At 55.7% G+C, this 24,713-nt stretch carries 22 protein-coding genes and 1 tRNA gene; 12 read left to right on the top strand and 11 right to left on the bottom strand.

Annotated features, from left to right (window positions below; all coding sequences use genetic code 11):
* The first annotated feature begins 176 nt into the window (after positions 1-176).
* Entirely contained in the window at positions 177-695 is a 519-nt protein-coding gene (locus tag WG934_RS09450) for an NUDIX hydrolase (protein WP_339989878.1), read from the top strand.
* A 6-nt stretch (positions 696-701) separates the two neighbouring features.
* Here the strand turns inward: WG934_RS09450 and WG934_RS09445 are convergent, their stop codons facing one another.
* A complete protein-coding gene (locus tag WG934_RS09445) occupies positions 702-2,210 on the bottom strand; it encodes a succinate CoA transferase (protein WP_339989876.1) in 1,509 nt (502 codons plus the stop codon).
* Positions 2,211-2,356: 146 nt separating this feature from the next.
* Positions 2,357-2,429 (bottom strand) — tRNA-Lys (locus tag WG934_RS09440).
* A gap of 218 nt (positions 2,430-2,647) precedes the next feature.
* Here WG934_RS09440 and WG934_RS09435 point away from each other — a divergent pair.
* The 6 genes from WG934_RS09435 to phoU all read left to right on the top strand — a co-directional run bounded on the left by WG934_RS09435 (position 2,648) and on the right by phoU (position 10,810).
* Positions 2,648-4,201: a cytochrome ubiquinol oxidase subunit I gene (locus tag WG934_RS09435; RefSeq protein ID WP_339980023.1), complete on the top strand. Its 1,554-nt coding sequence runs from the start codon at positions 2,648-2,650 to the stop codon at positions 4,199-4,201.
* A 20-nt stretch (positions 4,202-4,221) separates the two neighbouring features.
* Positions 4,222-5,226, top strand: a complete 1,005-nt coding sequence (gene cydB / locus WG934_RS09430) for a cytochrome d ubiquinol oxidase subunit II (RefSeq protein ID WP_339980055.1) — start codon at positions 4,222-4,224, stop codon at positions 5,224-5,226.
* A gap of 132 nt (positions 5,227-5,358) precedes the next feature.
* The gene (locus tag WG934_RS09425; RefSeq protein WP_339989875.1) at positions 5,359-6,981 is read left to right on the top strand and encodes an ABC transporter ATP-binding protein/permease; all 1,623 of its coding nucleotides are present in this window, start codon (positions 5,359-5,361) and stop codon (positions 6,979-6,981) included.
* Positions 6,978-8,606: a thiol reductant ABC exporter subunit CydC gene (gene cydC, locus WG934_RS09420; protein WP_339989874.1), complete on the top strand. Its 1,629-nt coding sequence runs from the start codon at positions 6,978-6,980 to the stop codon at positions 8,604-8,606. Before WG934_RS09425 ends, cydC begins: the two co-directional genes overlap by 4 nt.
* A 41-nt stretch (positions 8,607-8,647) precedes the next feature.
* Complete coding sequence (gene dusB / locus WG934_RS09415) at positions 8,648-9,838, top strand: tRNA dihydrouridine synthase DusB (protein WP_339980019.1); 1,191 nt, start codon at positions 8,648-8,650, stop codon at positions 9,836-9,838.
* Between the two features lie 243 nt (positions 9,839-10,081).
* Positions 10,082-10,810: a phosphate signaling complex protein PhoU gene (gene phoU, locus WG934_RS09410; protein ID WP_339980017.1), complete on the top strand. Its 729-nt coding sequence runs from the start codon at positions 10,082-10,084 to the stop codon at positions 10,808-10,810.
* Positions 10,811-11,088: 278 nt separating this feature from the next.
* On the opposite strand, the gene pstB is transcribed toward phoU, so the two are convergent.
* The 5 genes from pstB to mshD form a co-directional block, all read right to left on the bottom strand.
* Positions 11,089-11,865 (bottom strand): phosphate ABC transporter ATP-binding protein PstB, encoded by a 777-nt coding sequence (pstB, locus tag WG934_RS09405; protein WP_339980015.1) that lies wholly within the window; start codon positions 11,863-11,865, stop codon positions 11,089-11,091.
* 40 nt (positions 11,866-11,905) lie between these two features.
* Complete coding sequence (pstA, locus tag WG934_RS09400) at positions 11,906-12,841, bottom strand: phosphate ABC transporter permease PstA (RefSeq protein WP_339980013.1); 936 nt, start codon at positions 12,839-12,841, stop codon at positions 11,906-11,908.
* Positions 12,842-12,861: 20 nt separating this feature from the next.
* A complete protein-coding gene (gene pstC / locus WG934_RS09395; protein ID WP_339980012.1) occupies positions 12,862-13,905 on the bottom strand; it encodes a phosphate ABC transporter permease subunit PstC in 1,044 nt (347 codons plus the stop codon).
* Between the two features lie 154 nt (positions 13,906-14,059).
* On the bottom strand, positions 14,060-15,160 hold the full coding sequence (pstS, locus tag WG934_RS09390) for a phosphate ABC transporter substrate-binding protein PstS (protein ID WP_339980011.1): 1,101 nt from the start codon (positions 15,158-15,160) through the stop codon (positions 14,060-14,062).
* A gap of 282 nt (positions 15,161-15,442) precedes the next feature.
* A complete protein-coding gene (mshD, locus tag WG934_RS09385; protein WP_339980009.1) occupies positions 15,443-16,366 on the bottom strand; it encodes a mycothiol synthase in 924 nt (307 codons plus the stop codon).
* A gap of 159 nt (positions 16,367-16,525) precedes the next feature.
* Here mshD and WG934_RS09380 point away from each other — a divergent pair, with 159 nt between their 5' ends.
* Positions 16,526-17,284: an LmeA family phospholipid-binding protein gene (locus tag WG934_RS09380; protein ID WP_339980007.1), complete on the top strand. Its 759-nt coding sequence runs from the start codon at positions 16,526-16,528 to the stop codon at positions 17,282-17,284.
* A 135-nt stretch (positions 17,285-17,419) separates the two neighbouring features.
* Positions 17,420-18,070 carry an FABP family protein gene (locus tag WG934_RS09375; protein ID WP_339980006.1) on the top strand — a complete coding sequence of 217 codons (651 nt, stop codon included), beginning with the start codon at positions 17,420-17,422 and terminating at the stop codon, positions 18,068-18,070.
* A gap of 41 nt (positions 18,071-18,111) precedes the next feature.
* On the opposite strand, the gene WG934_RS09370 is transcribed toward WG934_RS09375, so the two are convergent.
* Positions 18,112-19,002, bottom strand: a complete 891-nt coding sequence (locus WG934_RS09370; protein ID WP_339980005.1) for an aminodeoxychorismate lyase — start codon at positions 19,000-19,002, stop codon at positions 18,112-18,114.
* A 42-nt stretch (positions 19,003-19,044) separates the two neighbouring features.
* Between WG934_RS09370 and ygfZ the strand changes: the two genes are divergently transcribed.
* Both ygfZ and WG934_RS09360 read left to right on the top strand, forming a co-directional pair.
* Positions 19,045-20,220 (top strand): CAF17-like 4Fe-4S cluster assembly/insertion protein YgfZ, encoded by a 1,176-nt coding sequence (gene ygfZ / locus WG934_RS09365; protein ID WP_339989873.1) that lies wholly within the window; start codon positions 19,045-19,047, stop codon positions 20,218-20,220.
* A 222-nt stretch (positions 20,221-20,442) separates the two neighbouring features.
* Positions 20,443-20,622: a DUF3073 domain-containing protein gene (locus tag WG934_RS09360; protein ID WP_339980002.1), complete on the top strand. Its 180-nt coding sequence runs from the start codon at positions 20,443-20,445 to the stop codon at positions 20,620-20,622.
* 103 nt (positions 20,623-20,725) lie between these two features.
* On the opposite strand, the gene purM is transcribed toward WG934_RS09360, so the two are convergent.
* Complete coding sequence (gene purM, locus WG934_RS09355) at positions 20,726-21,793, bottom strand: phosphoribosylformylglycinamidine cyclo-ligase (RefSeq protein ID WP_339980001.1); 1,068 nt, start codon at positions 21,791-21,793, stop codon at positions 20,726-20,728.
* A gap of 33 nt (positions 21,794-21,826) precedes the next feature.
* On the bottom strand, positions 21,827-23,374 hold the full coding sequence (gene purF / locus WG934_RS09350; protein WP_339989888.1) for an amidophosphoribosyltransferase: 1,548 nt from the start codon (positions 23,372-23,374) through the stop codon (positions 21,827-21,829).
* A 147-nt stretch (positions 23,375-23,521) separates the two neighbouring features.
* Between purF and nagB the strand changes: the two genes are divergently transcribed.
* Positions 23,522-24,289 carry a glucosamine-6-phosphate deaminase gene (gene nagB, locus WG934_RS09345; protein WP_339979999.1) on the top strand — a complete coding sequence of 256 codons (768 nt, stop codon included), beginning with the start codon at positions 23,522-23,524 and terminating at the stop codon, positions 24,287-24,289.
* 13 nt (positions 24,290-24,302) lie between these two features.
* On the opposite strand, the gene WG934_RS09340 is transcribed toward nagB, so the two are convergent.
* Entirely contained in the window at positions 24,303-24,680 is a 378-nt protein-coding gene (locus WG934_RS09340) for a sterol carrier family protein (protein ID WP_339979998.1), read from the bottom strand.
* Between the last annotated feature and the right edge of the window lie 33 nt (positions 24,681-24,713).

Here is a 24,713-nt window from a genome sequence, read left to right as displayed (position 1 = left end):
TCTTGCTTTCGCTGTAAGCAACGATAGAAAGCCTAAATCATAAGGCATAGAAAGTACAAAACAGCAGTTCACAGCCACCTTTTCGAGTGTTTTTGCTAGTTTTGGACACAGGTTTTACTTTACGACGACCGTCGCAAAGCCACCGTGCAAAGCCAGACCGAAAGGACTTGGTAGCTATGCCTACTCCACAGTTCATCGTGGATATTCGCGAGAAAATAGGACATGACTTACTGTGGCTGCCCGGTACAACATCAGTGGTGCTTCGAGAGCATGACTGCGATTCGAGCACACTCGAAGTCTTGCTCGTGCAGCGCAGCGATAACGGTGAATGGACACCTATTACCGGAATCTGTGCGCCTGGCGAAGAAGCACACGTGACCGCGGCTCGGGAGGTTCTTGAGGAGACGGGCGTTGCAGTGGATGTCGAGGCGGTCATCGGTGTAGTTACTATTCCGCCACTCGTTCATGCCAACGGCGACAAGGCGAGCTACCTCAGCGTATGGTTTCGCTGCTGCCCTAAGGGCAGTACGGCAGCACACGTGGCAGATGACGAATCCAGCAATGTCGCATGGGTTCCCGTCAACGAGCTACCGCCAATGCTCCACCGCTTTGAAGCGCCAATTCACGCCGCGGTGGAGCACTATCGAAATCCATCGGGTTTCACCGTGGTGATGGGAATGCCTCCCGAGGCCTAAGCAGCCCTACTTCCCCTTCATGGAACCTTCCGAGAGGAAACGCTTGTGGAAGTCGAATGCAGTTTCCAGGTCATGCGGAGTCTGCATGAACGGGGTGGCTTTCAGAGCCCGCTCGTAGTACTCCTCCAACATCGGGCGGTAGTCAGGGTGTGCAATTGAAATCATCTTTGCGACGCGCTCACGAGGTGCTAGGCCCCGCAGGTCCGCATAGCCATACTCCGAGACCACCACCATCACGTCGTGCTCGGTGTGGTCGTGGTGGGACACCATCGGCACAACCGCAGAAATCTTGCCTCCCATCGCCTCAGACGTCGTAATGAAAGACGAAATGTAGGAGTTGCGCGTGAAGTCACCACTACCGCCGATGCCGTTCATGATGCGAGAGCCAGCGATGTGGGTGGAGTTCACGTTGCCGTAAATGTCAGCCTCGAGCATGCCGTTTGCCGCCACCACATCGAGACGACGGATAACTTCAGGGTGGTTCGAGACCTGGAGCGGACGCAGGATGATCTTGTCGCGGTATTTCGCTGCATCACGGTTGAGACGCTCGGCGTACTCTGCCGACAGACCGAATGCTGTAGCAGAGGCTACTTCCATTTTGCCGGCATCAATCAGGTCGATCATGCCATCCTGGATGAGCTCCGTGTACGCGTGAATGTTTTCGAATTTCGATTCCAACAATCCGGCCATAACCGCATTAGGTACATTGCCGACACCGGACTGCATCACGTAATTGTCATAGGAGAGACGACCAGCGGCTACCTCGCCCTCCAGGAAATCGAGGTAGAAACCTGCGATCTTCTCGGAAATCTCGTCAAACGGCTTGAACGGCCCGTTCGAGTCCGGCCCATTCGTCTTTACAACCGCGACTACCTTGCTTACATCGATATCGATGTAGGTCGTGCCGATACGGTCTCCCGTGCTCGTAATCGGAATCGGCTGCCGCCCTGGTGAGGTACCAATGCGGTAGATGTCCGCCATACCTTCGAGATCAAGGGATGGCCATTCATTAACCTCAAGGATGATGCTCTTCGCTGCATCGAGGAGTTCGACCGAATTGCCGATACCTGACGACGGAACGATATGCCCCTCTTCAGTGATTCGTAGTGCTTCCACGATGGCGACGTCGATTTCGCCAAAGTAGCCTTCAGAAATCTGCTTGGCGGAGTGGGACAGGTGGACATCGTCGTAAAGCATGCTGCCGGCGTTTACCGACTTACGCATCGTTGGCTCACCCTGGTACGGCATGCGGAAGCGAATAGCGTTTGCCTCTGCGAGAACGCCGTCACACGTAGCGGAAATCGATGCGCCGGTGAGGAGGTCGATCTGGAAAGCTTCTCCGCGCTCCTGGTGCTCCTTAGCTCGCGTCGCGATGGCACCGGGAAGCTCTTTAGGGCAGGCAAAGCCTGTGAAACCGGAAATACCGACACGATCCCCGTGCTTAACGAATTCTGCAGCAGCTTCTGGGGTGGTGACCTTCGCACGAAGTGCGGAATTAGCAATACGATCAGACATACCTTCTCCTAGGAAACGAAATAGCCTGAACACTACTTACCACCCCGTATAGGCCCACCAGGCGGTTTCTGGGAAAACAGTGTGCGCCGATCCAAGCGGCATCTAGACACAAAAATGCCTGCAGTCGCGTGACTGCAGGCATTTTGTGGGCCCCGCGGGGCTCGAACCCGCGACCTACGGATTAAAAGTCCGCAGCTCTACCAACTGAGCTAGAGGCCCGTGAGTGAAGATTCTAGCGCTCACGTTTTTCATTGGGTAATCGACCTACCCAAGACACCGACAATTGCAGGTCAGAGCCACTAACCCACCCAATGAGACCAACACCACAATACCCCCCCTCCCATAATTCGGAACTTTATTAGCGGATTTAACGACCTACTAAGTGAACTCGCTAAAAGCGACCAAAATGTGCGTCGTTTAACAAATGAGGTTTTTCTATGGATGTCGTCGATATATCGCGGTGGCAATTTGGCATTACCACTGTCTATCACTTCATATTTGTTCCATTAACGATCGGTTTGGCTCCTCTCGTTGCGCTCATGCAAACGTTCTGGGTCACCACTAAGAAGGCTCACTGGTATAAGGCAACACGGTTCTTCGGAACTGTGTTCATCATTAACTTTGCGATGGGCGTTGCCACCGGTATCGTCCAAGAATTCCAGTTCGGCATGAACTGGTCGGAGTATTCGCGCATGGTCGGCGACGTATTCGGTGGCCCGCTGGCGCTCGAAGGTCTCATCGCCTTCTTCCTTGAATCGACATTCCTTGGATTGTGGATCTTCGGATGGGGTCGAATTCCTGCATGGCTGCACACACTGTCTATCTGGATTGTGGCTCTGGCAGTCAACTTGTCTGCATATTTCATCATCGTGGCCAACTCGTTCATGCAGCATCCAGTTGGCGCCGTGTACAACCCTGAAACTGGACGTGCGGAGCTTAACGACTTCGGCGCGTTGCTCACCAACCCCACAGCTCTCGCTGCATTCCCCCACGCAGTTGCGGGTTCATTCCTGACTGCAGGCACATTTATTCTCGGTGTTGCAGGCTGGTGGGTCGTTCGAGACAGTAAGAACAAGACCCACCGCTCAGCAATGAAGGTTGGCTTCTGGGCAACGATCTTATCGTCGATTGGTGTCGCTGTAACCGGCGATATCCAGGCGAAGCTGATGTTCGTGCAGCAGCCGATGAAGATGGCTTCGGCCGAATCTCTTTGTCATACCCAGACCGATCCAATGTTCTCGGTTCTCACCATCGGTACGCACAACAACTGTGAATCTGTCCACCACCTGATCGAGCTGCCTTGGGTGCTGCCATTCCTTTCAGATGGCAAGTTCTCGGGTGTCACTCTCGAGGGTGTCCTTGATCTGCAGCAGAAGGCCGAGGCTCTGTACGGCCCCGGCAACTACTCTCCCAACTTGTTCGTTACGTACTGGTCGTTCCGAGCAATGATTGGCCTGATGGTCGGTTCGCTGGCTATTGCCTTTTTCGCATGGCTGTTCACACGCAACGGCCGTACACCGCAGGGCAAGATGGCTAGCATTTTCGCGACGTGCAGTCTGATTGCTATTCCGTTTCCATTCCTCGCTAACTCCGCTGGTTGGATCTTTACGGAAATGGGACGTCAGCCATGGATCGTGCATCCGAATCCTGAATCAGTCGGAGACTCCCGCACTGAGCTCATCCGCATGACCGTCGACATGGGTGTGTCCAACCACGCACCAGCAACAGTAATCCTGACCCTGGTTGGCTTCACGCTGGTCTACGCGGCACTTGCAGTCGTGTGGTTTTGGCTCATTAAGCGCGCCGTGATTGCTGGTCCCCCAACTGAAGATGCACCAGTGCTTCACGACGGCGCTGCCACTACGGGTGCTCACCCAGCAGATGATCCTTCGGCTGCTCCTGGCCCATCTGCTCCGGTAGCCACCGCCATTGGCGCACGTATTCCGCAACCAGTCCGTTTCGCCGCACGCGACGATGAGAACGAAAAGTAGGTGAATCTGTCATGTTCGGTTTGGAATTGCCTGTCATCTGGTTCGTACTCGTAGCCGTGCTGTTTGCGGGCTACTTCTTGCTTGAAGGTTTTGACTTCGGCGTCGGTATTCTGTTGCCGTTTGTCGGTCGAGATGAGAATCGCCGTGCTGCACTTCTCAAGACCATTGGTCCAGTGTGGGATGGCAACGAAGTGTGGTTGATTACCGCTGGAGGTGCACTTTTTGCAGCATTTCCCGAGTGGTATGCGACCATGTTCTCCGGTTTCTACCTGCCCTTGTTCTTGATTCTGATTGGCTTGATCGTCCGCATTGTGGGCTTGGAATGGCGGTTCAAGGTCGCGGATGAAAAGTGGCGTCGTTGGTGCGACGCAGCAATCATCGTCGGCTCCTGGCTACCACCAGTCCTCTGGGGTGTAGCTGTCGCCAACTTGCTAGGTGGCATCCCTATTGATGCAAACCGGCAGATGGACGCTGGCCTTGGCGGGTTGCTTGGCTTGCTCAACCCTTACGGTTTGCTGGGTGGCGTCGCCCTGACTGCAGTATTCGTCCTACATGCAGTGGCATTCCTTCGCTTGAAGACCGCCGGTAGTATCCGCGAAGAAGTGGGCAATTCGCTCACGATCGTGGCTGCTCTCGCCGTCGTTTTCGGAGCGCCATTCGTCATTTGGACTCAGCTGGCACACGGTAAGGCTTGGACCTGGATCCCAACGGTTATCGCTCTTCTTGGCGTAATAGCAGGTGCTGTATTTGTGAAGATGGGCAAGGATGGTTTGTCATTCCTTGCAACATCGTTTGCAGTACTGTCAGTCACTGCTCTGGCCTTCGGATCCTTGTTCCCTAACCTGATGCCAACAACCTTGGCGGACGGAGTCACGTTGGATATCTGGAACTCGGCGTCGAATCCGTACACCCTGACAATCATGACCTGGTCTGCGCTCTTCATCACTCCATTGGTAATCGCCTACCAGGGATGGACGTACTGGGTTTTCCGCAAACGTATTGTGGCAGAACCTGTCACCGCCTAGCAGGCGCACAACTGCTACGTTGTTGCTCGACTATTTGTGCATGAAAGCTGGCTCAACTCGGGAAACGTATTCTCGGATTGAGCCAGCTTCTGTTTTTCTAACTCTCGCAGTTTTGTCATTCGTGGTCTAGGAGTGAGCACTATCAAGCCCGTCGACCCCCGTCTCCTTCGGCATTCTCGCCCGGCGCGCCAATGGATCGTATTATCTGGCGTTCTCACTGCAATCGGCAGCGTCGCTGTGATCGGCATGGGCATGATCGTGGCGACCATTGCAGCTGACATGATCACTTCTCCGGCATCTCCGTCACAGTTGTGGGAACGCCATGCATCGAAGTTCACGTGGCTGATTGCCTGCGCCGTGGTACGCATTGCCGTGGCGTGGGCGTTGGAGCGTTTCGGGAAACTTGCTGCTGCGCAGGTAATTGCAGATCTACGTCAGCGCGTACTCTCCCGCCTCGCTGTGTCCGATCCCCGCACGATTGATGTTCCGTTGTGGCGAGCAATCACCACCACCGGAATCGACGGTTTGAGCTCCTATATTTCCGGGTTCCTCCCGTCACTTGTTGCGATGTGTATTTCCACTCCGGTGGCGCTGGCAGCGGTAGCGTGGCTTGATCTCGGGTCGTTTGTCATTGCGATAATCACGCTGCCACTGATTCCCGTGTTCATGTGGTTGGTAGGCCTGCTCACTCAGGGCAAGACGGAACAGCGGCTACGCGATGTAGGCACTCTGCGCGATCAGATCCTCGATCTCGTCGTCGGACTGCCGACTCTTCGCGCACATGGAACTATTGACGCCCCGACACATGAGGTCAAGCGCCTTTCGGAAGCGCACCGCACCTCGACCATGGGCGTGCTGAGAATCGCCTTCTTATCCGGCATGGTGTTGGAGTTCTTCGCAACCATCTCGGTCGCTCTCGTCGCCGTCGGCATTGGTTTCCGACTCCTCGACGGAGCCATGGCATTATCCGCTGGCCTGGCAGTCCTCATCATCATTCCGGAGGTTTATGCCCCGGTTCGCGACGTCGGAAAGCAATTCCATAACGCACAGGATGGTCTGATTGCTTCCGCTGCTGTGTTGGATGTGCTTCACGACGAATCGTTGCACAGCGCCCAAGCAAACCAAGTAGATGAAGTGCCAGAACAGGTCTTGATGTCGGGATGGCCCGGCTTACACGTGGTGTTGACTGGTTTCACGGCTGAGGGGCGAGATGGTCAGCGTCCGTGGAACTTGTCAGTGCATGCTCGTCCCGGCGAGATCACAGTTCTGGCTGGCGAAAATGGCTCTGGCAAGTCTACGGCACTGTTAGGTGTGCTCGGCATTGCGACGGAAGGCATCAGCGGAACAGCAACGGTAGTGCAGGTTGCGAGCGGGCAGCCAGCTGAATGGAGGCCTGCCGGGACGGCACCCTCACCTCGGATTCTTCGCGATCAGCAACTGTGGGAGCACTGCGCCTATCTGCCACAACGGCCGGTCTTGGATTCCGACGCGGTTGGCGACACGTCGAATTTGTCGCTAGGGCAACGCCAGCGTGTCGCCCTCGCCAACGAACTAGCCGACCGGCAGCGCACGCTGCTCATTCTTGACGAACCAACAGCACACCTTGATGAGGCGAATGCACGCATAATGATGGATACTCTCCGCGACCGTGCCCACGCTGGCGATACAGTCCTCATTGCTAGTCATGATCCGATTGCGATGGAGGCTGCAGATTCCGTCGTCACGGTTTCTCACCTGGAGGCCCAAGCCTCATGATTATCACTACATTGCGAGAAATCACTGGGCTCAAGGCACGAGCGCTGGTCGGACCGGTAGTAGCGGGAACGGTGACATTGTTGTCAGCGCTGACGTTGACGATCGTGTCGGCGTGGTTGATTACCCGCTCCTGGCAGATGCCACCAGTCATGGATATCACCGTCGCAGTGACTGCTGTCCGTGCCCTTGGCATTTCCCGTTCCGCGTTCCGCTATTTGGATCGTGTCTTGTCGCACAATGTCGCTTTCCGAGCAGCATCTAACGCACGTGCGAATATGTGGACTCGAGTGGCACGGTCCAGGTCAGGCACCTTGTCCACGTGGTCACGGGGAAATGTACTGACCCGACTTGGTGATGACGTTGACGCGATTGCCGATGTCATCGTTCGTGCGCTCGTCCCTATCTGCGTTGCTGCACTGACCTCCTTTTTCGCGGTCATGTTTACCGCTCTTCTGTCACCGGGGGCTGCGATAGCGCTTGCGACGGGCTTACTCTTTGCGGGAGTAGCCGCGCCATGGATTGTCTACCGCGGCACGATGAAGGCCAATGCTTTGCATGCAGCCGCCCTCGACGAGCACGCCACAGCGGTGGATCGGGTGCTGACTGACGCACCATCGCTACGCGTCCACAATCAACTGGACACCGCCCTGGCGCGCACTCAGAAGTCCACCTTGGCGCTGGCTCACGCTACAAAAGCCGCTGCACCTCATGACGGTGCCAGCCATGCACTGTCCACCGCCGCGTCAGCTTTCACTGCGATTGCAACCATCGTCGTTGCCCTATGGACGTACACGGCAGCAGACCACACACCACTTCATACGCCGGAGTGGCTCGCGGTCATCGTCCTCGTTCCGTTGGCAGCATTTGAAGCCGTGTCCGTTCTGCCCAGCGCTGCGATAGCGTTGGCTCGAGCTCATGATGCTCTGACCCGGCTATCCGATGTCTGTGGCCTAGACACAGAGACACCACTTTCAGACGACCAGACACCCCAGCACTACGCTGTGGACGTTGACCATGAACTACGGCCACGACTGCGTGCACTTTCGCTCGTCACCGGCTATGACCGGGACTTGCAGACGTGGAACGCGGATGTGCCTTTCGGTGCTCGTCGAGAAATCATCGCTCCCTCTGGTGCCGGTAAGACCACTTTGTTGAAAACCCTGGCGGGTCTCGTACCCCCTCGCTCCGGAACAGTCCATATCACCGACGCTGACGGCCATGAACTGACCAGCTCCCCTGGTACACCAGCGCTCTTCGTCGCCGAAGACGAACATATCTTTGCCACCACCATTCGGGACAACCTTGCCATCGGCAACCCCTACGCTACGGATGCCGACATGATCGCGATTCTCACCGAACTGGGTCTCGGCGACTGGCTCACCGCCCTCCCCGAGGGTCTCTCTACTGTTCTCGCGGCTGGCGATGACAGTGTCTCTGGCGGCCAGCGTCGCCGCCTCATCGTTGCCCGCGCATTGCTCACCCACGCACCGATCCTGCTTCTCGACGAACCCACCGAGCATCTCGACACCCACAGCGATGACGTCTTGCAGAAGCTCCTTCACGACGAGACCCTGCCGGGCATACGTGCTGAACGGACAGTGATCGTCGTCAGGCATCCACGATAGGAATTTCGCAATATTAGGACGAAAGTGGAACAATAACCGCCGTGACTACCCCCACCGTTTCTTCCGCATCTGGCCTGCACATCGGACCTTTCGAGCTGCCATCCCCTGTCGTGCTCGCACCGATGGCGGGTGTCACAAACGTCGCTTTCCGCACCCTGTGCCGTGAGCAGGAACGGCAGCGGACCGGAACGGTGTCGGGGCTGTATGTCTGCGAAATGGTGACGGCACGAGCGTTGGTCGAACGCAACGAAAAGACGCTGCATATGACCACGTTCGCCCCAGAAGAGAATCCGCGCAGCCTGCAGCTGTACACCACTGATCCAGAGTGGACATACAAAGCTGCGAAGCAGATCGTCGATGAGAACCTCGCGGATCATATCGACATGAACTTTGGCTGCCCGGTTCCAAAGGTAACTCGAAAAGGTGGGGGTTCCGCACTTCCCTACAAGCGTCGCCTCTTTGCGAATATCGTGGCAGCTGCAGTGAAAGCTACCGAAGGCACTGACATCCCGGTCACGGTGAAGTTCCGCGTCGGTATTGATGACGAACACCATACCCACCTCGATGCCGGCCGCATTGCAGCTGAACAAGGCGCGAAATCAGTTGCTCTTCACGCTCGAACGGCTGCGCAGCGCTACTCTGGCCAGGCAGATTGGTCTGAAATCGCACGTCTGAAAGAGCACATGGTCGCGTCTGGTTTTGAAGACATTCCTGTTCTTGGCAATGGCGATATTTTCGCGGCAAGTGATGCCCGTCGCATGATGAACGAAACCGGCTGCGACGGGGTCGTTGTCGGCCGTGGCTGCCTCGGTCGCCCGTGGCTCTTTGCCGAGCTTTCTGCCGAACTCCGGGGGTTAGATGTACCCGCTCCCCCGACCTTCGGCGAGGTGGCTGCTATCATTCGTCGCCACGCTGAGCTACTAGTAGAGCACGACGGAGAGCGCAAGGGTTGCCGCGATCTTCGCAAGCACATCAGTTGGTACCTGCGTGGCTACCCAGCTGGTTCTGAGGTACGTAAGGCTCTCGCTCAGGTTTCGACTCTGCAAGAGCTGGACGATGCATTGGCACCGCTTTACGACGGTCCGAATGCCGCGGCTCTGCCGTGTGACGCCGATGGTGCCCGCGGCAGGCAAGGCTCGCCTGCAAAGGTAGTCTTGCCAGAAGGATGGCTCGACGACCCTGAGGATGACACTGTTCCAGAGGGCGCTGACATCATGCATTCAGGTGGATAGCTACACTTTTATGACCATCGACGTGGTGACTGGATTTCGGACCCACTAGCTGTTTACCCCGCAATAGGGGTAACACTGTGACCAGCACTACTCCAGGCTGTTTTAGTATTGTGACTAATGGTGTTCACATCGCGGTAAACACGCAGGTAGAAAGTTTGACGATAGAAAGTACGAGACGCTTTATCGTTTTCTGCCAATCATCAAGGGCGCGCATCTTAAACGATTAACCCTTAACATTTAGATATGCGCACTATTTACCGAGAACAGATGGACGCCCTTGCACATGGCCTCATTGTCATGTGCGATCACGTCCATGGCATGCACCGCGCAGCGGCAAAGGCTCTCTTCGATGCCGATTTGGAAGCTGCTGAACAGGTGCTCTCTAGCATCGACAAGCTAGACGAGCTTCGCACGTCGGCCGAAGAGCGCGCATTCGAACTGCTCGCCCGCGAAGCGCCTGTTGCACGAGATCTGCGACAGGTCGTGTCTGGTATCTATATTGTGGAAGATATTTCCCGCATGGGTGCTTTGTCCGTACACATCGCAAACGTGGCTCGTCGCCGTTTCCCTGAAAAGGCTTTGCCAGAAGATATCACTGGTTTCTTCCAGGAGATGGCTAAAGTCTCCGACCAATTGACGCATGACACGCGCCAAGTCCTCATCGATTACGACGTTGATCTGGCCATGAAGGTCAATCACGATGATGATGCAATTGATGATATTCATGCGCACCTGCTTCAGGTCACCACGTCACCAGAATGGACTGGCACTCCTGCTCAAACAGTCGACATCACGCTGCTTAGTCGCTACTTCGAACGCTACGCAGACCATGCTGTTGAGGTTTCAACCCGAGTTGTCTACTTGGCTACCGGATACAAGTGGGGCGATTACCTCGAACGAATCGAGGATGAGAAACAGCGTGACTCTATCTCACGTCGCCTGGAGTACTTGGAGCGTCACTTCACCATGTAGCGAGAGCATGCTCAACGATTAGTCATCAAGCATGTACCCCACGCTGATCACCGAACCCAGCCGCACTTCCTCTTGAGGATAGTGTTGCTGGATTCGTGCTTTCCACAGCCCGGAACTAGAGTTTGACTGCTGTCTCCAGGTGACTGGCTTAGCCACTGGATGACGACAACAGGCTATACGACTGCAAAAGCGCCACCATCCAGAATTGGACAGTGGCGCTTTCAGGCTTTGCGACGACAGCTCGTCGCTAAACACACAACTTCGCGGACGCGCTCGACTTAGCCGAAACGACCCGAAATGTAGTCTTCGGTTTCCTTCTTGTCTGGGTTCTCGAAGATCTTCTTGGTTGGGCCAACTTCAACAAGCTGACCTGGCTTGCCAGTAGCTTCGAGGGAGAAGAACGCGGTCTGGTCGGACACACGAGCAGCCTGCTGCATGTTGTGCGTCACGATGACGATGGTGAATTCTTCCTTCAGCTCGTGGATCAGGTCCTCGATTGCCAGAGTCGAGATTGGGTCGAGAGCGGAGCAAGGCTCGTCCATGAGGAGAACTTCTGGCTCAACTGCGATTGCACGAGCAATGCACAGACGCTGCTGCTGACCACCGGAGAGGCCACCGCCTGGCTTGTCAAGACGGTCCTTAACTTCATCCCACAGGTTTGCGCTGCGGAGAGACTTCTCTGCAACTTCCTTCAAACGCGCACGATTTTTCACGCCCGAAAGCTTCAGACCCGCAACAACATTGTCCTCGATGGACATGGTTGGGAATGGGTTTGGACGCTGGAAAACCATGCCGATGGTATTACGAACGGACACTGGGTCAACCTTTGGTCCGTAGATGTTCTCGCCATCAAGAAGAACCTCGCCCTTGACGTATGCGCCTGGGATAACCTCGTGCATACGGTTCAGGGAACGAAGAACAGTGGACTTACCACAGCCGGATGGGCCGATGAATGCGGTAACCGAGCGTGGTGGTACATGCAGGTTGACTTCCTTAACTGCGTGGAAATCACCGTAGTAGATGTTGACGTCGTTCAGATCAAGGCGCTTCGCCATTGTTCTTTACCTTCCTAGGAATCTGAGGCTTAGCGCCCGATTAGCTCTTTACAGAGAACTTTGCGGAGATGACTCGCGCGATGACATTGATGAGTGCAATGATCAGGACCAGCGTCAGAGCTGCGCCCCACATCTTGTCGAATGCCGCACCGGTGTTACCTGCCTTGTACATGTCCAGCATGAACAGTGGCAACGAAGACTGAGACTGACCGAATGGGTTCCACATGATGATTCGGGAAGTAGCAACCAGAATCAGCATTGGTGCCGACTCACCCATAACACGTGCAACTGCAAGCATGACACCGGTAACAATGCCGGAGAGAGCGGTAGGCAAAACGATCTTTGCGATGGTCTTCCACTTTGGAACGCCCAGTGCGTAAGACGCTTCACGCAGGTCGTGAGGAACAACGCGAAGCATTTCCTCTGTGTTTCGAACAACTACTGGGAGCATAAGCAGCACCAGAGCCAACGAAACTGCGAAGCCTGAACGGCTCATGCCGAACATAACGACCCACATGGAGTAAATGAACAGCGAAGCAACGATGGATGGAACACCCGAAAGGATGTCCACCATGAAGGTCGTGATCTTGCCAAGACGCGAGTTGCCCGCGTACTCGACCAGGTAGATTGCAACGAAGATGCCGACTGGCACCGTGATGATTGCAGTAACCAGAGCCTGAACAATGGTACCGATGATTGCGTGTGCAACACCGCCTTCTGCAGAACCAACGGTCACACCTCGCTGAGAGGCGGTCCACCATTCTGGAGAAAGAAGTGAGCTGGTGCCACGGGTGATGAGTTCGAACAAAACCCAGCCGAGTGGGATCAGTGCCAGCGCCATGCAGGCGTAGATCAATACGGTCGAAAGGTTGTCAACTACCTTGCGCGAACCCTTGAGAGGGGTAAAGGCAGAGTCACTCGTAGAGACCTTTTCATTAGGGTCCGCCACGATGACGCTATCGTTTTGGTTAGTCATGTCGATATCCTCTTTTCCGATTACTTCTTCGCAATCATGCGAGCAGCGGAGTTAACCACGAAGGTCAACAGGAACAAGACAAGACCTGCGGACATGTAAGCGCCGGCCTTCAAGTTGTCGTTGAACTCCGGAGCAGCATTAGCAATGGCCGTTGCGAAAGTGGTGCCACCATCGAACAGCGAACCACGGAACGCGTCAGACGTAGAGATAACCATGTACAGCGCCATGGTTTCACCGAGTGCACGACCAAGACCCAGCATCGAGCCGGAGATGTAGCCGGACTTACCGAATGGAAGAACCGCCATACGGACCATTTCCCAGCGGGTTGCACCGAGTGCGAGGGCAGCTTCGATGTGTCCACGAGGAGTCTGAACGAAAACCTCTCGGGTGGTAGCTGCGATAACCGGCAGAATCATAATTGCCAGGACGATGCCACCAGTGAAGAGGTTACGACCCGTCGCAAAGTCCGGAGAGTTGACGTAGGTCTGGAACAACGGAATGAACGACAAGTTCTTTGCCAAGGCCTCGTAGAAGCCTGACAGTGCTGGTCCAAGAGCCATGAAGCCCCACAGACCGTAAACGATGGATGGTACTGCAGCGAGCAGGTCAACTAGGTAACCAAGTGGCTTAACTAGTCGCTTTGGCGCGTAGGTGGTCAAGAAGATAGCGATACCAAGTGCAACCGGCATAGCCAGGATCAGGGCCAAGATCGAAACCGTGATGGTTACGAGGAACAGGTTTGGAATACCGAAGTGCATTGCTGCGGTATCAGCCAAGTTCCAGCGCTCTGAGTAGGTGAAGAAGTTCTCTTGGTTTCGGGAGATGGCCGGAATAGCGCGGAGCATCAAGAATGCCGCAATCGCGATAATGAAAACCGTAACCAAAGCCGAAGAACCGACCGAAAGCATGCGGAAGATACGGTCACCTGGGCGCACCACACCGTGTGCTACCTGGGCTTCACCCGGCTCATCTGAGCGGGTGCCAACGCGAGGCGCGTTGGACAACGTATCGGCAGTTACTTCTTTCAGCTCTTCGTTTCCCTTAGCGGATGTAGGGGAAGACATAATCAATTTCCTTGTCAAAGTATTTAGCTGCCATTTACGCACCTGAGGCCGATTGACCTATTGCACCGCTTTCAAAGAAAACACGTGTCAAATGGTCAACCGGCCGGCGGCTCTCGTGACTGCTAAAAGTCAGGATTATACGATTCGCAGAGACCTACTTGATGGCGTCGACTGCGTCGACCAGCTTCTGCTTGAACTCACCCTGAACTGGGATGTAGCCCAGCTCTTCGAGCTCTGGGGACTGACCCTTCTCAAGAACAACCTTGAAGAAGTTCTTGACCAGGTCGCGGGTCTGCTCGTCGTAGCCAGCGGAGCAAACGATCTCGTAGGTGGTCAGAACCAGTGGGTAAGCACCTTCCTGATCCATCGAGAAGAGCTTGTCGGAGTCCACAACCATGTCGTGGCCCTCGGACTTGTACTCAACGTTGTCCATTGCCTTACCAACGGTTTCAGCGTTCAGCTCAACTGGGCCGTTGCCGAAGTCCATCTTGGCGATGCCAAGATCCTTATCCTTAGCGAAGCCAGCCTCAACGTAGGTGATGCCACCGTCAATAGCTGCAACCTGGTCCACAACACCAGCGGAGCCGTTAGCGCCAGCACCGGTTGCGGTTGGGAAGGACTTCGAAGCCTCGTGCTTCCACTGATCTGGAGCGGAAGCCGACAGGAACTTCATGAAGTTGTCGGTGGTACCGGACTCTTCCGAGCGGTAGATAACCGAAATGTCCTTGTCTGGAAGATCTGCGCCTTCGTTCAGCTTGGCGATCTTTTCATCGTTCCACTTGGTGATCTTGCCGTCGAAGATTTCAGCAACAACTTCTGGCGACAGGTTAAGCTCAACGCCCTCGAGGTTGTATGCAACAGCAACTGGGCCGATGACCATTGGCAGGTGCCAAGCGTCGTTGCCACCGCAACGCTTCTTAGCTTCTGCGATCTGATCCTTGCCGTCCTTCTCCTTCAGTGGAGAGTCCGAGCCAGCGAATGCAACGGTGCCTGCGATGAACTGGGTCTGGCCAGAGCCCGAACCGGTTGCGTTGTAAGACAGGGTCGAACCGGTCTCTTCGTACAGGGTTGCAAACAGGTCCATTGCACGCTGCTGGGAGGTAGCGCCCTCACCCTGCAGCTCACCGGTGGTTTCGGTCAGACCTTCAACTTCAGATGCTCCGGTGTCTCCACCCTCAGAGCAAGCGGAGAGGGTCAGACCAGCAACAGCGGTCAGTCCCAAAATGGCAGCACGGCGACGAGTGTTCTTCAGCACGGGTTCCTCCGGATGAAAATTAATGCAGCATCTCTAGTACGCGCCAGGATTGGCGACAACCTTCAACACTTAACGGAATCAGGGGGGCGAACACGGTTCCTATTCAGCGAGCACAGCCGCAGACATCAGTTCCGCATCTTCCGTGGAACCAATGTCCAGGCCCCACTAGTAGGCGAAGATAACGTTCCAGGGTGACGCACTGCTGTTATCTAGGTTAACAATTGGTTAACTACTTAATTTTGACTGTGAGTACTGCAACAAATTCGCCATATATTCCTGTAATTACCCGTACATAACGTCCATTCGCGCAAGCTCGAATCCTGTCTTTTCGTAGGTTCGAATTGCCGTCGCGTTACCCCCTTCCACATAGAGAATGACCGCCCCGGCACCTCGCGCAACCAGATCTTTCAATCCAATTCGGGTTAACCAAGCCCCTACACCCCGTCCTCGAGCACGCTCAGCCAGCCCAATGACATAGACCTCACCTACACGTTCCTCCTGTTCAGGATGCATTTTTGTCCAGTGGAATCCAACGACTTCTCTACTATCTCGATCAACCGCGAAGAACACCCCGGCTGAATCAAACCAGTCAGCACTGCGCGCCAAATCTAGATCGCCCTGCGTCCAATTCCCCTGTTCTGGGTGCCAATCAAAGGCTTCATTATTGACGGCCAACCATGCGCTGTCCGCAGCTTCCCTACCTATGTTTTTCTCAAGTTCTGCATAGGTTTCGAGCTCAATCCCATCGGGGACCTCGCCACCCTCCGCAGCCAAGTCAAGCGACTCTCCTTCAATCGACATCTGCAGCAACTGCCGATTCATCTTCCGCCCCGTGACAGCTGCCAACTGCTGCGCACCCGGAAGATTGCCATGAGCCCATATCGGCAGACGCCCCGGCTTTACGACGATCTCATCAACGCTTTGCAGCAATCGTTGCCCGACTCCGCGACGTCGAAAAGCTGGGTGTACGACCAACTCGATGGAATCAGGGGCAATACCTGCGAGTGCTATGCATTGACCCGGCTGATCCGCGGAGAATACGGCCACGTGCTGATGGCCTCGCTGTGGTTCCGACAATCCACGTACAAAGGCCTCGCCGAATGGTTCGACGCGGTCCTGAGCCGTGGCGTCGACAAGGAGACGTCGAGCAGAGTTCAACGAATCACCGGAAAGAACGGATGGAAAGTGCTGCAAGTTGAGGTCCATGGCACCACTGTAGACAGCCTCAGGAGTCCTAGCTGGCGAATCGTACGCACAAACGAATACACAAGCGAATACTGGAACAAGCAGCCAATAGGGTATGAATGAGATGTGTCATCTTCTCGTCGTCGGAAAATAATAGGTGGAGTATGTGCCTCATTGGCCATGCTTTTCCTTGCCGACGCTGGGGTTGCCATCCACGCTGAACGCAGCTTCGCCAATTCCTTGCGGGCGGACGCGAATTTGCCCGCAGATCCGTACGTTGGACTGGGCGGCATGGCGTATTCATCCTCGTTTGTTACCGGGAAGCTGTCTTCAATTCGTGTGCGCGCTCGTGACCTCGAAGTCCCTGGATTTGGCCTCGTATCCGTCGAATCCGGCGCTTCCGATGCCAAAGTTCCGGCCCGCAGCGTCTGGAGTGGGGACTTCGAATCGACCTACGCAAAGAAGTTTTTCACCAATCTGCAGTTCGATGGCCTTGCCCTTGGTCAACACATGGGTCTGACCGACCTCGTCATTCAAAACCTTGACGACGTCTCCCCCGCTGGCGGTTGGGAAACCGAGGCCATCCTCGAAGCGACCCCGAAGGGGTATTCGGCACCAGTGACGGCCGTCGTAAAGCTGCGAATTAAAAGCGGTGACGTGTACTTCCTCCCGGATCATATTATTTCGGGTCCGGAAGATAAGGAGACGACGAAGGAGACTCCGGGTAAAGAGCTAAACGACGAGCTCACCCAGGAATTCTTGGATGTCTTCTATCTCGAACTTCCAGGTGAAAGTTTGCCTCTGGATATGCCTCCGACTCGTATTTACGTGTCGGGTGGCTTCATCTTCGTGGAAGCGGAGAAGATCCATGCAACAGTGTCTCCTCGTGATTTCCTCCCAGTTGCTGACGACAAATCTGATTTCGAAGGTTCACACTAAGAGGACTCCAATTAGTCTGCCGGGGACTGCATCGGTGTCGTTAGTTGCCACGGATCTCAGTCTTCACTACGCAAATTTGCGCTTCAACCTTGGCACCCCGCATGGTCGGAAAAGTGGATGCGTAAACTAAGAGGCATGACCGATGCCAATGAAGCGAACGAATCAAACGCACCACTCCTCAACGGAAATGAGGCAGTGAACCGTGCTGCACAAACTGCAGAATCCACGGCTTCGCGGAATATTTCTGAGCTACCTGGGCTGCCGATCCCAGAAGACACCGCGAATCTTCGCCAGGGACCAAACCTGCATGATGGTTTGCTGGCGTTGCTCCCGCTCGTCGGCGTGTGGCGTGGAGAGGGCAAGGCAGACACTGTCGTCGACGGCAACTATGCGTTCGGCCAGCAGCTGATTTTCAAGCACGATGGCGAAAATTACCTCAGCTACGAATCACGCTTCTGGAAGCTCGACGAAGACGGGAACCCAACGGGGCCAGACCTCCGCGAAACCGGTTTCTGGCGCATCAACGATGACGACGAGATCGAGTTCGTCTGCACCCACTCCACTGGCGTTGTCGAGATCTACTACGGCGAGCCAATTTCCGAGCGCGCATGGGAACTGCAGGCGGCCTCCACGATGGTCACCGCCACCGGTCCCGCATCTCTCGGCCCTGGCAAGCGCCTGTACGGCCTCATGCCAAACAACGACCTAGGCTGGGTCGACGAACGACTGCGTGACGACGAATTCGTGCCACGTATGTCCGCTCAACTGACGCGTTACGCCGGCTAGGCTCGATCTCGTAGCGGGCCATGAGCGTGGCTAACTGTGGGCTAGTTGCTGGCGAGGGCGTCGTCGCAAAGCTTGTGAAATGCCAGCTGCGATTCTGCAGACGGCTCTGCGAGTGGCTGCCCGTCCACAGTGGTGACGCGAACTGCAATGCGGACGGAAGAAACAAGCCAGACAGAGTCGGCGGTCTGTAGATCCTCAGGGGTGAGATTTGCTTCTACGCATGTCCACCCCTCTTTTTCTGCCTGAGCAAAGAGTGCTGCCTGCGTGGTACCCGGCAGAATGCCTTCCCCAGGCTTCGGTGTAAGCAACTCCGTGCCACGAACGATGATAATCGTCGACGTTGGGCCTTCCAGCAGATTTCCTTCGGCAGAAACGAAGATGACATCGTCAAAGTCGTTGGCTTTTGCGTATCGGAGTGCCGCCATGTTGGCCGCGTACGACAGCGTCTTCGCCCCAATTAGTGCCCACGGCGCCTTGCTCCCCAGGTCCAGTGAAAAACCACGCTGCGCAAGCATGACTTTCACTCCTTGACGACGCACCTGCCCCATGTCCGGTGAAATCGAGGCCAGAACATAGCCAGTAGGCTCACCAGTCGATTCTCGACCTCGGGAGTACACCCACCGCAACGAACCATCAGAATCGCCGATACCGAGCTTGCGCAGTTCTGCCAGAGCCAGTGCGTTGGCTGCGCGCCACTGTTCAAGATCCGGTTCCGGCATCTCCAGCATCGCTGAGGACGACAGGAAGCGGTCCTCATGTCGTTTGGTATTACACGTGTGTCCGTCGCGAACGAGGAGCGTTTCAAAGACTCCATCGCCACGTACAGCTCCTAAGTCATCAGCGAAAAGAAACGGCTGCGAGGCATCAACAACGAATGGGGTATCGCCGGATAAGACGTCGATAAGAACCAAAGAAGTCTGGGAATTCTTCATGACCCTTAGCCTATTACCAACAAGACACGATACGATGTCGGTGTGGCTATCGATTTTTCCAGTCCGATCGTCTCGCATCTTCCTGGCGCTGTTGCAGTCGAAGGTGATGATGTCGGCGGGCGTGCGGGCGTGGCATGGCATTACGGCTCCCCATTGGTCGAGCAGCGAGCAATACACGAATCAACCGCTTTAGTTGATCGCTCGTACCGCACCGTCATTGAGATCACCGGCGAAGATCGGTTGACGTGGCTCAACACCCTGTTTTCACAGAAGCTTGACGACGTTTCGTCGGGAACCGTCACCGAAGCACTCAATTTGGATCCTCAGGGACGCGTTCTTCATCACATGGTGGTGACAGTGCTGGAGGATTCCGTGCTGTTGGATGTCCCACCGCTTTCTGCCGAGTCGTTGCTGAAGTATTTGACCATGATGATTTTCTGGTCAAAGGTCGAGGTTCGCGAAACAGATCTTGCAGTGTTGTCAGTGGTTGGTCCGACCTCACCGGAAACATTGGCGGCGGCCCATCTTCCCTTTCCGCAGGTTGGCACCGCATCGCTTGCTGGCGCTGACTGTGCTGCACTTGGCGACGATGTCGCGATGATCCGACATCTTCCCTGGCCAGCTGGCGGGACGGTTGACCTTTTAGTTCCTCGCAGCGCCTCAGTTGCTGTCACTGACCAACTGTTGGCAGCTGGTGCGCGCCCGACTGGACTCATGGCATGGGAAGCCGAACGAGTGGTGTCACTGCGCCCCGAAGTCGGCCTTGATGTCGATGAGAAGATGATCCCCCACGAATCGCCACGCTGGATCGCATCTGAGTTCGATCCAGCGGCTGTGCATCTGGAAAAGGGCTGCTACCGTGGCCAAGAGACTGTGTCGAGGGTCCATAATCTTGGTCGGCCTCCTCGCACTCTGGTGATGCTGCAGATTGACGGCTCTGCGTCTGAACTTCCCGAAACCGGCGATGCTGTGAAATCTGGGAAGCGAACTGTTGGCTACGTCGGCACGGTTGTGCATCATTGCGACTTCGGTCCTATCGCTCTTGCGCTGGTCAAACGTTCAGCTCAGGAGGGTGTTGCACTCACTGTTGGCGAATGCGCCGTGTCAGTCGACCCATCCACTGTTGACCGCGACGATGCAATTCGTCCTGGTCGAGCCGCGGTAACACGTCTACGCACTGGAATCGACCCCACAAGCGACCTTCGCGACACGAATTAGGTGTGGCCTTATTGACAATCTACTGAACATCGTTTTTACATAACCGCAGGTCAGCGAAGTTTCACCTCGGCAATAGTTGTGACACGACACGATATTGTCCAAGGGCGGTCACCCGTGCGCTCTGTAATAGGCTATGGTGTCTTACAGGAATTGACGCATATAGAACATAGTGGGGCGGCCGAATCCCGTGCCGTACCCCAGACCACATGAGGGGGTCAGGCCATGGGTCGCGGCCGTGCCAAGGCAAAGCAGGCGAAAGTAGCTCGTCAGCTCAAGTACGACACGCCAGATATGGATCTGGAAAGGCTTCAGCGTGAGCTCGTTGGAAAGAAGGACGACTCCGACGTTGAAGACGATTACTCTGATTGGGAGGATTGGGCGTCCGGCGACGATCGCTTTTGACGCGTAACATGAACGTCTTCTCCACTTATGTGTGAGTAAATGCTTCAAGCGGAAACCCCGCCACACCGAATGGTGTGGCGGGGTTTCCGTCGTTTTTATATTCCTAGAACCGTGGGTGGTCGCCCACCAGAACTGCGCCAGCTTCGCCGTCCTGAGCAGCACGAACAGTTCCGATCTCCCAAGCATCGATGTGACGTGCAGTGAGCAATGCCAGCGCACGATCGCGATCTTCAGCGGCCACAATAGCGACCATGCCGACACCCATGTTGAAGGTCTTTTCCATCTCTTCGCGAGCAACCTGACCAACTTCAGCAATAGTGCGGAAGATTGGGCCAGGAGTCCACGTTGCACGGTTCATGTCAGCGCACAGTCCCTCTGGAATGATTCGGACCATGTTGCCCACCAAGCCACCACCGGTGACGTGGCAGAACGTACGGACCTCTGTCTCGTTCATCAGTGCCAAACAATCCTTGGCGTAAATGCGAGTTGGCTCGAGCATTTCTTCGCCCAAGGTACGACCAAAGTCCTCGACGTGCTCGTTCAGGTCCATGCCTGCGCGCTCCAGGAGTACGTACCGAGCCAGCGAGTAACCATTGGAGTGAAGACCTGAGGAGGCCATACCGATGACAACATCGCCCTCACGGACGCGGTCTGGGCCAAGCACCTTGTCTTCTTCGACCACACCAACTGCAGTAGCCGAAACGTCGTACTCGCCTGGCTCCATCACACCTGGATGCTCCGCGGTTTCGCCTCCGAGCAGTGCGCAACCAGCCTGAATACACCCTTCAGCAATCCCCTTGACGATCTCCGCTACGTGCTCTGGGACAACCTTGCCAATAGCAATGTAATCCTGCAGGAAAAGTGGTTCTGCACCGCAGACCACCAGATCATCAACAACCATGGCAACCAGGTCTTGGCCGATGGTGTCATGCTTGTCCATTGCCTGCGCAACAGCAAGCTTCGTACCCACACCATCGGAGCCTGCAGCCAACAGTGGCTTCTTGTACTCCCCTAGCGCGAAGAGACCGGCGAAACCGCCGAGACCTCCACGTACCTCTGGTCGAGTGGCCTTCTTAGCAATTGGCGCGAACAGCTCTACTGCGCGATCGCCTGCCTCGATATCCACACCGGCTTCCGCATAGGAGGCGCCACGGTTCTGATTGTCGGTCATATCCGCTTCTCGCTTCTTTCTTTTCAAACGTGGTTAGTCGCTACCCAGGGTAGCTGCATGGGCGGATTGCATTCGTGCGACGGCTTCCGCATTAGCGTCATTCTCCGGCAATCCCAGTGGATAGCGTCCGTCGAAGCATGCACGGCATAGCTCGGTGCCGGCCTGCTCTGTCGCCTCTGTCATACCGTCGACAGAAACGAAGCCGAGACTGTCTGCACCGATCGCACGCGCGATACCTTCAACAACGGCATCCTCTGACAAACCATTAGCAATGAGCTCACCTGGAGAAGCAAAATCAATGCCGTAGAAGCACGGCCACTTGACTGGTGGTGAGGCAATACGGACGTGAACTTCAGCAGCTCCCGCCTCGCGGAGCATACGAATCAATGCACGTTGGGTGTTGCCACGAACAATCGAGTCATCAACAACAACGAGTCGCTTACCTGCGATGACTTCCTTCAGGGGATTCAACTTCAGTCGGATACCCAGCTGACGAATCGTCTGAGAAGGCTGGATGAAGGTACGTCCAACGTAGGCGTTCTTGGTCAAGCCCTGACCGAATGGGATTCCGGATTCCTGGGCATAGCCAACAGCAGCTGGAGTACCTGAGTCCGGTGTTGGCATCACGAGGTCACCGTCTGCTGGGAACTCTCGCGCCAACTGGCGTCCCAGTTCCAGACGGACAGCATTAACAGAGCGACCACGGATCACGGAGTCTGGGCGAGCCAAGTACACATACTCGAAAATGCAGCCAGCATGCTTCGTCTCAGCAAAACGCATCGAGCGGACACCGGCGGCGTCGATAGATACCAATTCACCAGGCTGAATTTCACGTACGAAAGAGGCGCCAACAATGTCGAGCGCACACGTCTCCGAGGCGATGACCCAACCATTTGCAAGACGGCCCAGGCACAGCGGACGGACGCCCTGTGGGTCACGGGCAGCATAAAGCGTGTCGCCATCAGTGAACGTCAAACAGAAGGCGCCCTTAATGCGTGGCAGAACTCGCTTCGCAGCAACCTCCACCTTTGTTTCGCATCCGTCTTCCGTCGGATCGTCGACACGCCCGGTCTCATGAGCGATCAGCGCGCACATAATATCCGAATCGCTCGGCATGCCGTTGCTGTCATCGACCAGACCTAGAGCTTCTGCTTCCTCGAACAACGTCAGATGGTTGGTGAGGTTGCCATTGTGTCCGAGGGCGATGTCGGTGCCATCGTCTGCCATACGGAACATGGGCTGTGCGTTTTCCCATGACGGCGAACCCGCCGTGGTGTACCGCGTATGTCCAATGGCGACGTGCCCCTTCAGCGCTTCCAACGACTGCTCGTCAAAAACCTGGGACACAAGGCCTAGATCTTTGAAGACGAGAATCTGGTCGCCGTCGCCGACAGCAATGCCAGCGGCTTCTTGACCGCGGTGCTGCAGTGCGAACAAACCGTAGTAAGTCAGTTTCGAAACATCTTCGCCCGGAGCCCATACACCGAATACGCCACACTCTTCGCGGGGAGCATTCTCACCGCAATCGTCGAAAGGTGAAGTCGGCTGGGTTGGGCAACCTGTAAGGGAACCTGGGTTCATGGTATCGGCCACATCATTAAAGATAGTCGTGCCAGGTAGGTCAAAACCAAATAGGCGGTTAACGAGACGAAAACCGGGGGCATTAACCTGGCACCGCTAAACTTGTGCCCGACGTGTCAATGAACCTGTGGAAGGGTCGATCCAAGTATGGAAATCATCATTCTCGAGGATGAGGCTGCTGTCGCTAATCTCGCAGCTGACATCCTTGCCCGCTATGCCGAAGCTGAAGCCAATCTTGGCTTGGCAACGGGTTCGACCCCTGTTCCGACGTACAAGGAGCTCATCCGCCGCCACCGTGAAGAGGGACTGTCGTTCGAGCATTGCAACGCCTTCCTTCTCGATGAATACGTCGGCCTGCCACACGACCACGAGCAGAGCTACTACTCCACCATTCGTCGCGAGTTCACCAGCCACATCGATATTCACGATTCCGTGGTGTACTCCCCGAATGCACAGGATCCGCAGCACGCCTACCAGTACGATCGTCAGATCCAGGAAGCCGGTGGCATTGATGTCCAGCTGCTAGGTATCGGATCCGATGGGCATATTGGTTTTAATGAGCCAGGCAGTTCACTGCAGTCGATCACTCGGTTGAAGTCACTGCACCCACGCACAATTGCGGATAACGCGCGTTTCTTCGACTCTCTTGACGACGTCCCCAAGCAGTGCGTAACCCAGGGTCTCGGCACAATCTCGAAGGCGCGTCACCTGCTGTTGCTGGCCACCGGTTTGGGCAAGGCACAGGCCGTTGCCGATATGTGTGAAGGACCGTTGTCAGCCAACTGCCCTGCGTCGATACTGCAGATGCATCCACGTGCAACCGTGATCATTGACGAGCGCGCCGGCTCTCTGCTGCAGCACTCTGAGTACTACAAGTTCTCTTGGGAGAACAAGCCCGACTGGCAGGACGTGTAAGCCAGCCAAGCAGCTACAGCTTGACGACGGGCAGGTGTTCAGCGACCTCATGTGCTCGCGTGCCCGAAACGTCGAGCTCAGGCGCTGAGGCATCAAAAACACGCAGTCCTGTGGCTAGCTGAAGCCACGTCACGGCATCGGTTTCCACCACGTTGGGTGGCGTGCCACGAGTGTGGCGTGGTCCCTCGATGCACTGTACGGCCACATAAGGTGGCACTCGCAGCTCGACGCTATGCCCTGGCGCTTCCTGAGAAATCGTGCGCGCGGTAAGCCGCACCGCAGCTGCAATCGCTGCGCGCGTCGGTCGCGGTTCGTTCTCAGGGTCTTTTACCCACTCCGCGACACGGAGCACTGCGGCGCGAACTTCCTCTGGGTCAATGGTTTTGGCCATGCGTTGATGATACGAAACGACCGTCGTAACGCT

The sequence above is a fragment of the Corynebacterium sp. H78 genome, from assembly GCF_037572275.1.
Classification (GTDB): Bacteria; Actinomycetota; Actinomycetes; order Mycobacteriales; family Mycobacteriaceae; genus Corynebacterium.
Note: the sequence above shows the minus strand (reverse complement) of the source record. Positions and strands in the feature narration are given on the sequence as shown.

Coding starts and splice junctions, on each gene's coding strand:
- WG934_RS09450 (WP_339989878.1), top strand. CDS start 177: ATGCCTACTCCACAGTTCATCGTGGATATTCGCGAGAAAATAGGACAT.
- WG934_RS09445 (WP_339989876.1), bottom strand. CDS start 2,210: ATGTCTGATCGTATTGCTAATTCCGCACTTCGTGCGAAGGTCACCACC.
- WG934_RS09435 (WP_339980023.1), top strand. CDS start 2,648: ATGGATGTCGTCGATATATCGCGGTGGCAATTTGGCATTACCACTGTC.
- cydC (WP_339989874.1), top strand. CDS start 6,978: ATGATTATCACTACATTGCGAGAAATCACTGGGCTCAAGGCACGAGCG.
- phoU (WP_339980017.1), top strand. CDS start 10,082: ATGCGCACTATTTACCGAGAACAGATGGACGCCCTTGCACATGGCCTC.
- pstB (WP_339980015.1), bottom strand. CDS start 11,865: ATGGCGAAGCGCCTTGATCTGAACGACGTCAACATCTACTACGGTGAT.
- pstA (WP_339980013.1), bottom strand. CDS start 12,841: ATGACTAACCAAAACGATAGCGTCATCGTGGCGGACCCTAATGAAAAG.
- pstC (WP_339980012.1), bottom strand. CDS start 13,905: ATGTCTTCCCCTACATCCGCTAAGGGAAACGAAGAGCTGAAAGAAGTA.
- mshD (WP_339980009.1), bottom strand. CDS start 16,366: ATGGACCTCAACTTGCAGCACTTTCCATCCGTTCTTTCCGGTGATTCG.
- WG934_RS09380 (WP_339980007.1), top strand. CDS start 16,526: ATGCTTTTCCTTGCCGACGCTGGGGTTGCCATCCACGCTGAACGCAGC.
- WG934_RS09375 (WP_339980006.1), top strand. CDS start 17,420: ATGACCGATGCCAATGAAGCGAACGAATCAAACGCACCACTCCTCAAC.
- WG934_RS09370 (WP_339980005.1), bottom strand. CDS start 19,002: ATGAAGAATTCCCAGACTTCTTTGGTTCTTATCGACGTCTTATCCGGC.
- WG934_RS09360 (WP_339980002.1), top strand. CDS start 20,443: ATGGGTCGCGGCCGTGCCAAGGCAAAGCAGGCGAAAGTAGCTCGTCAG.
- purM (WP_339980001.1), bottom strand. CDS start 21,793: ATGACCGACAATCAGAACCGTGGCGCCTCCTATGCGGAAGCCGGTGTG.
- purF (WP_339989888.1), bottom strand. CDS start 23,374: ATGAACCCAGGTTCCCTTACAGGTTGCCCAACCCAGCCGACTTCACCT.
- nagB (WP_339979999.1), top strand. CDS start 23,522: ATGGAAATCATCATTCTCGAGGATGAGGCTGCTGTCGCTAATCTCGCA.
- WG934_RS09340 (WP_339979998.1), bottom strand. CDS start 24,680: ATGGCCAAAACCATTGACCCAGAGGAAGTTCGCGCCGCAGTGCTCCGT.